Consider the following 6,730-nt stretch of genomic DNA (forward strand, 5'->3'; position numbering starts at 1 on the left):
CCGGATGTACCAGGACGGCCAGACCGGCGGCCGCGGCTACCTCGGCCTCGCCACGATGATCTTCGGCAACTGGCGGCCGGGCGGCGTCGCGATGGGCGCCGGGTGCCGGAGTGTCAGGCGTCCGCCGGGACCGCCGCGTCATGTGCGGCGACGAGGTGGCAGGAGGTGGCGTCGCGGCCGAGCGGCAGCACGGGCAGCTCGGTGCGGCGGCAGGCGTCGGCGACGCCCGCCGCCTCGGCCTCGCCGGAGGCCAGCGCCGGGCAGCGGGGGTGGAAGCGGCAGCCGCCGGGGACGGCGGTGGCGTCCGGCGGTTCGCCGGTGAGGACCTGCGGGCGGCCGACGGGGCTGTCGGGGAGGACGGAGACCAGTGCCCGCGTGTAGGGGTGGCGCGGGTCGGTGAGGATCTCGTCGACCGAGCCGATCTCCACGATCCGCCCCAGGTACATGACGGCAATGCGGTCGGCGATGTTCCAGGCGAGGCCCAGGTCGTGGGTGACGACCACGGCGGAGAGCCCGAGGTCGTCGCGGAGCCGCATCAGCAGGGCGAGGATCTCGCCGCGGACGGAGGCGTCGAGCGAGGCGACCGGCTCGTCGGCGATGATGACGCGGGGTTCCAGCACCAGCGCGCCGGCGATGACGACGCGCTGCCGCTGCCCGCCGGAGAGCTCGTGCGGGTAGGCGAGGAAGAACTTCTCGGCGGGCCGCAGTCCGGCGCGGGAGAGGGCGTCGGCGACGCGGTCGCGTTCGTTGTCGTGGATGCCGTGGATGCGCAGCCCCTCGGCGACGGCGTCGTACACGGTGTGGCGGGGGTTGAGCGCGCCGGTCGGGTCCTGGAGGACCAACTGCGCCTCGCGGCGGTAGGCCTTGAGCGCCTTGGTGCCGTAGCCGAGCGGCGTGCCCTCGAAGGTGACGGTGCCGGAGGTGGGGCGTTCCAGCCCCAGCAGCGTGCGGGCGACGGTGGTCTTGCCGCAGCCGGACTCCCCCGCCAGGGCGAGGATCTCGCCGGGGCGCAGGTCGATGTTGACGCCGTCGACGGCGCGGGCGGTACGGCCGCCGGGGGCGCGGAACCGGACGGTGAGGTCGTGGGCGGCGAGTGCCGGTGCGACCGCCGCGCGGGCGGCGGGCGGCGGCGCAGCGGCCGCAGGCCCGGGCAGTGCCGGTTCCGGGCCGTCCGGGCCGGTGGCGGGCGGGATGCGGTCGGTGGTCATGCGTCCCCCTTGGTCAGCAGGGTCGGCGCGGGGAGGTCGTCGCCGGTGGCCGCGGCGGGGTCCGTGCCGGTGTCCGTGCCGGTGTCCTCGACGCGCAGGCAGGCGGCCTGCCAGTCGTCCCGGGCGGCGCGCAGCGTCACCGGGGTGGTGGGGCACTCGGCCATGACGACGGGGCACCGCGGGTGGAACGAGCAGCCGGTGGGGAGGTCGGCGGGGTCCGGCGGGTCGCCGGCCAGCCCCTGCGGGTTGCGGCGCTCGGCGGGGTCGCCGACGGTCGGGAAGGCGGCGGACAGCGCCTGGGCGTAGGGGTGCCGGGCGCCGGCGAACACCTCGTGGGAGGGGCCGTGTTCGACCAGCCGTCCCGCGTACATGACCGCCAGCCGCTCGCAGGTGTCGGCGAGGACCGACAGGTCGTGGCTGATCATGACGAGGGCGATGTGGCGTTCGGTGACCAACTGCTTCAGCAGCCGCAGCACCTGCGCCTGGATCATGACGTCCAGCGCGGTGGTCGCCTCGTCGGCGACGATCAGCTGCGGTGAGCAGGCCAGCGCCATCGCGATCATGACGCGCTGCCGCTGGCCGCCGGAGAGCTCGTGCGGGTAGCTGGTGGCGCGCCAGGCGGGCAGCCCGACCTGGGCCATCAGCTCCACCGCGCGGGCCTCGGCGGCCTCCCGGCCGACCCCCTCGTGGAGGACGATCGGCTCCGCGATCTGCCGGGCGATGCGGTGCACGGGGTTGAGCGAGTGCATCGCGCCCTGGAAGACGATGGAGGCGCCGGCCCAGCGCACCGCCCGGAGCTTCCCGAAGGACATGGCGAGGATGTCCTCGCCGTCCAGCAGGATGCGGCCGGTGACCTCGGTGCCGGGCGGCAGCAGCCGCAGCACGGCGGCGGCGACGGTGGACTTGCCGCAGCCCGACTCCCCGGCCAGGCCGAGGGTGTCGCCCGGGTTCAGGGTGAGGGAGATGCCGCGCACGGCGGGGATCTCGCCGCGGGAGCCGCGGTAGGTGATGCGGAGGTCCTCGATCTGCAGGGTGGGGCGCACGGTGCTCCCGCCTCTCGGTTCGGGCGCCCCGGGGTCGGTGCCGGGGGCCGGTTCCTGCTCCGTCGCGTCGGTGGTCACCGCGCCCCCCGCAGCCGGGGGTTGAGCACGGTCTCCATGGCGCGCCCGCACAGCGTGAACGCGAGGACCACGGCGAGGATCGCGAAGCCGGGCGGCAGCATGTACCACCAGGCGCCGTAGGAGATGGCGCCCGCGTGGAAGGCGCGTTCCAGGATGGTGCCCCAGGAGACGGTGCTCGGGTCGCCGAGGCCGAGGAAGGAGAGCGATGCCTCGGTGAGGATGGCGCTGGAGACCTGGAGGGTGGCGCTGGCGAGGATGAGCGGCATCAGGTTGGGGAGGACGTGCCGGGACATCTGGTGCCAGTGCCCGGCGCCCAGCGCGCGGGCCCGCTCCAGGTAGGGGCGGCCCTCGATCGACATGGTCTGCGCGCGCACCAGCCGGGCGGTCCCCGCCCAGGAGGTGAGGGCGATCGCCAGGATGATGGTGAACCGGCTCGCGCCGAGGGCGACGACCAGCGCGATGGCGAGGACCAGGCTCGGCAGCACGATGAACCAGTCGGTGAGCCGCATCAGCAGCCAGGAGGCCCAGCCGCCGTAGTGCGCCGCCATCATGCCGACCAGGGTGCCGAGGCCGACGGCGAGGACGGCGGCGACGATGCCGATCTGGAGGGAGACGCGCGCCCCCCAGATCACCTGGAGCAGGATCGACCGCCCGACCTCGTCGGTGCCGAACCAGAACTCGCCGCTGGGCGACTCCAGCCGCTCCCCGGGGGCGTTGACGGCCCGCAGCTGCGACTCGTCGGTGTAGAGCGGGGCGAGCAGCGTCGCCAGCGCGATGAACGCCAGGACGCCGAGGCCGACCAGGCCCGCCGACTGCCTGCGGTACTGGCGCCAGAAGTCGGCCAGCGCCTTGCGGCGCCGGGCCCAGGTGATGGCGCGGGCGGAGGTGAGGCGGGGGGCGGAGCCGGGGGGAGTCGCCCGCGGCCCGTCGGTCTCCCCGGGCGGCGCCGGGGTGCTGGGAGCGCTCATGCGGAACTCCGCACTCTCGGGTCGAGGAAGCGGTACAGGATGTCGGCCAGCATGTTGGCGATGATCGTGGTGCCGGCGAAGAAGATGAACAGCAGTTGCAGCAGCGGGATGTCGGGGACGCGGATCGCCTCGTAGAAGAGGAGGCCGAGCCCGGGCCAGCTGAAGATCGTCTCGGTGAGCAGGGCGCCGTTGAAGATGGCGCCGAACTGGAGGGCGATCAGGGTGACCGTGGGCAGCAGCGCGTTGGGGACGGCGTGCCGGCGGCGGACCACGTCGTCGCGGAGCCCCTTGGCCTTGGCGACGGTCAGGTAGTCGTTGCCGCGTTCCTCCAGGATCGAGGAGCGCATGATCAGCACGTACTGGGCGTAGATGACCGCGGCCATGGTGAGCGCGGGCAGCACCAGGTGGTGGGCGACGTCGAGCGACTGCGGCCAGAAGCCGTCCCCGACCCCGCGCGTGGACCGCATCCCGTTGACGGGGAACAGGCCGAGCTGCACCGAGAAGATGATGATCACGATCATGCCCAGCCAGAAGGTGGGCGCGGACCAGAGCGCCAGCGAGAGGCCGACCTGCGACTTCTCGAACCGGCTGCCCTGCCGCCAGCCGGCGCGGGCACCGATCCAGATGCCGAGGCCGGCGGCGATCACCAGCGCAGTGCCGGTCAGCAGCAGGGTGTTGGGGAGGCGCGCCAGCAGCAGGTCGGTGACCTGCTGGTTGTTGACGTAGCTGGTGCCCCAGTCGAGGGTGAGGACGGATCGGATGTACTCCCAGAACTGCACGGTCAACGGCTCGTTGAGGCCGAGCCGTTCCTCGATCTCGGCGCGCTGCGAGGGCGTCAGCGGGGTGTCGCCGCCGATCGCCTTCACCGGGTCGCCGCCGATGATGCGGAAGATGAAGAACGCGGTGAACAGCACCAGGACCAGCGAGATCACGGCACCGGAGAACTTCAGCCCGAGGAACCGCCAGAAGTCGCGGCGCGAGGGCGTGAACGGCTGTTGGTGGACGGTTGCTTCGTCGCCGCCAGGGGTGCCGGCGCCGCCGTCGGGCAGCGCCGGCACCTGGGCGGTGGGCTGGATTCCCATCGTGTCCCGTGTGTTCCTTACTCCCGGTCGTCAGCGGTCTTGCGGCGCTGCATCCAGGCGAAGCCGCCACCGGCGACCGCGACCAGGACGAGGCCGCCGATGACCCACGGCAGGGCGCTGCCGGAGTCGGAGCCGGAGCCGGCGGCCTGGCCGCCCGATCCGCCGGCGGGGGTGGCGCTGCGGTAGCCGAAGGCGCCCTGCTGCTCGCGGATCATGCCCGCGTCGGCGGGCTGGGTCTCGAACCCGCTCCAGCGCTCGGAGTTGTACGCCTCCAGCTGGTTCTCGTAGTAGAGGACGATCGCCGGCGCGTCCTGGTAGAGCAGCTGCTGCATGTCGCGCAGCAGCCCGGCGCGGGTGTCGAGGTCGGTCTCGGCGGTCTGCTGCTCGAAGAGGGCGTCGTACTCCTCGTTGCAGTAGAACGCGAAGGTGAGGTCGGTGGGCTCGGCCTCCTCGGGCAGCCGGGCGCAGGTGTGGTACGCCAGCGTCTCGCTCGGCTCGGGCCCGGCGTTCCAGGTGCCGAAGGCGATGTCGAAGTTGCCCGCCTCCTGCTCCTCGTTGAGCGGGGTGGTGTCCATGGCGATCGCGTTGAGCCGGATGTCGAGCTCGGCGACCCAGTCGACGAGGAAGTCCTGGATGATCGCGTAGGACGGCCGGTCGGAGTGGTAGAAGAGCCGGAACTCCAGCGGGCGGCCGCTCTCGGGGTCGACGCGCAGGCCGGCGCTGTCGCGCTCGTCGTAGCCGGCCTCGTCGAGCAGCTGGTTGCCGGCCTCGACGTCGGCGGCGATCAGGTCGTCGCCGGTGGGCTCCCAGGAGAGGTCACCGAATATCGGCGGGACGTAGCTGACGCCGGGGAGGGCGAAGCCGCCGGTGGCGACCTCGACGATGCGCTCCTTGTCGACGGCGTGGGCGATGGCGCGCCGGACGGCGGGGTCCGTCAGCGCGGGGTGGCCGTCGCCGAACTCCTCGCCGCCCCGGGTGCGGGCGCCTGCGTTGAAGGTGAGGGACTGCATCCGGCGGCCGGGGCCGGTGGAGGTGGTGATGCCCTCGCGGGACTCCAGCGCCTCGTACTGCTGCGGGTTGAGCCCGCCGACGAGGTCGACCTCGCCCGCCTGGAGAGCCTGCACCATGGCCTCGGGGGTCTGGTAGTCCTGCAGGACGAACTCGTCGTAGTCGACGGGGCCTTCCCAGTAGTCCTCGTTGGCGGTGAGGGTGATCCGCTCGCCCTCCCGGTACTCGTTCAGCCGGAACGGGCCGGAGGTCGGCTGGTCGGGCTCGCCGGCGTAGGCGGCCGGGTCGTCCAGCTCGCCCCAGACGTGCTCGGGCATGATCATGATGGAGACACCCTTGAGGTGGTTCATCATGGCGCTGGGCTCGTCGATCTCGATGACCAGTGTGTGGTCGTCCTCGGCCCGGACGTCGGTGAAGTTGTTGACCAGGTCGCCGTGGCGGCTGTTCAGGACCGGGTTCTCACGCAGCAGGTCGTAGGTGAATTTCGCGTCCTCGGCGGTGATCGGTTCGCCGTCGGACCAGGTGGCGTCGGGGTTCAGCCGGTAGGTCCAGGTCAGGCCGTCCTCGGAGGACTCCCATTCCTGCGCGATTCCGGGAGCCGGACTGAAGTCCTCCTGGCTCCACCGGATCATCGGCGTGTACATCAGGTTGTTGATCTCGCCCTGCAGCAGCCAACCGGAATCGAGCGGGTTGAGGTGCGGGATGTTGCTGAGGCCGGAAGTACCGACGATCAGGGTGTCCTTGCCGCCGCTCTGCGCGACCGCGCCGCTCACCGGTGCGAGCGACAGCGCCACACCTCCGGCGACCGAGGCGGCCGCAGCGCGCTTCAGGAACGACCGTTGGGCCTTTTCTGCCACGGCGGTTCTCCCCTTCCAGACCTGGTAGTCAGCGAATGTCGAGCACCCTCGAACACCGGAGGAGGTAAGTCAATGCCTGGTTCTGAAACTTTCATTCAGCTGAAAGCCGGGGCCGGCCCGGTCCTGCGTATTCCGCCGCGAACCGGGCGGAATCGCGCCCGATTCACCTCGCCGAAACACAATTCACTCAACGGTCGGACCACTGGCGAAATCGGTCGCGACCGGAGGATCCGTTACCGATCCGCAATCCTATGACCTGCACGGTTGACCCCTTCGCCGATCCGCTCATCATCCTTTCTACACAGCTGACAACCATCTCGACAGCCGTGGCGCGTGGCTGCGAGGGACCGTGCGCCCACCCGCGAAAGCCGCCGACGGCGCGAAACCGGACGATGTGCGCGCGCCCCGGTGCGGCCGGGGAGCCCGGAACACCCGGGCGGGGCGCCGCCGATGGGGCGAACGGCCGCGTCGGCACCGCCGCGCGGG

General features: G+C 72.1%; 5 protein-coding genes. All 5 read right to left on the bottom strand.

Features of this window, described 5'->3' with window-relative positions; all coding sequences use genetic code 11:
• Positions 1 to 113: 113 nt before the first annotated feature.
• The 5 genes from HCN52_RS20140 to HCN52_RS20160 are packed head-to-tail and all read right to left on the bottom strand — an operon-like array spanning position 114 to position 6,244.
• Positions 114 to 1,208, bottom strand: a complete 1,095-nt coding sequence (locus HCN52_RS20140; protein ID WP_168089867.1) for an ABC transporter ATP-binding protein — start codon at positions 1,206 to 1,208, stop codon at positions 114 to 116.
• Positions 1,205 to 2,380, bottom strand: a complete 1,176-nt coding sequence (locus HCN52_RS20145; protein ID WP_376767168.1) for an ABC transporter ATP-binding protein — start codon at positions 2,378 to 2,380, stop codon at positions 1,205 to 1,207. Before HCN52_RS20145 ends, HCN52_RS20140 begins: the two co-directional genes overlap by 4 nt.
• The gene (locus HCN52_RS20150; RefSeq protein ID WP_168089869.1) at positions 2,326 to 3,297 is read right to left on the bottom strand and encodes an ABC transporter permease; all 972 of its coding nucleotides are present in this window, start codon (positions 3,295 to 3,297) and stop codon (positions 2,326 to 2,328) included. The genes HCN52_RS20145 and HCN52_RS20150 overlap by 55 nt, the downstream gene beginning before the upstream one ends.
• Complete coding sequence (locus HCN52_RS20155; protein ID WP_168089870.1) at positions 3,294 to 4,379, bottom strand: ABC transporter permease; 1,086 nt, start codon at positions 4,377 to 4,379, stop codon at positions 3,294 to 3,296. The genes HCN52_RS20150 and HCN52_RS20155 overlap by 4 nt, the downstream gene beginning before the upstream one ends.
• A gap of 17 nt (positions 4,380 to 4,396) precedes the next feature.
• Positions 4,397 to 6,244 carry an ABC transporter substrate-binding protein gene (locus HCN52_RS20160; protein ID WP_168089871.1) on the bottom strand — a complete coding sequence of 616 codons (1,848 nt, stop codon included), beginning with the start codon at positions 6,242 to 6,244 and terminating at the stop codon, positions 4,397 to 4,399.
• Between the last annotated feature and the right edge of the window lie 486 nt (positions 6,245 to 6,730).

This window comes from Streptomyces bohaiensis, from assembly GCF_012033785.1.
Classification (GTDB): domain Bacteria; phylum Actinomycetota; class Actinomycetes; order Streptomycetales; family Streptomycetaceae; genus Streptomyces; species Streptomyces bohaiensis.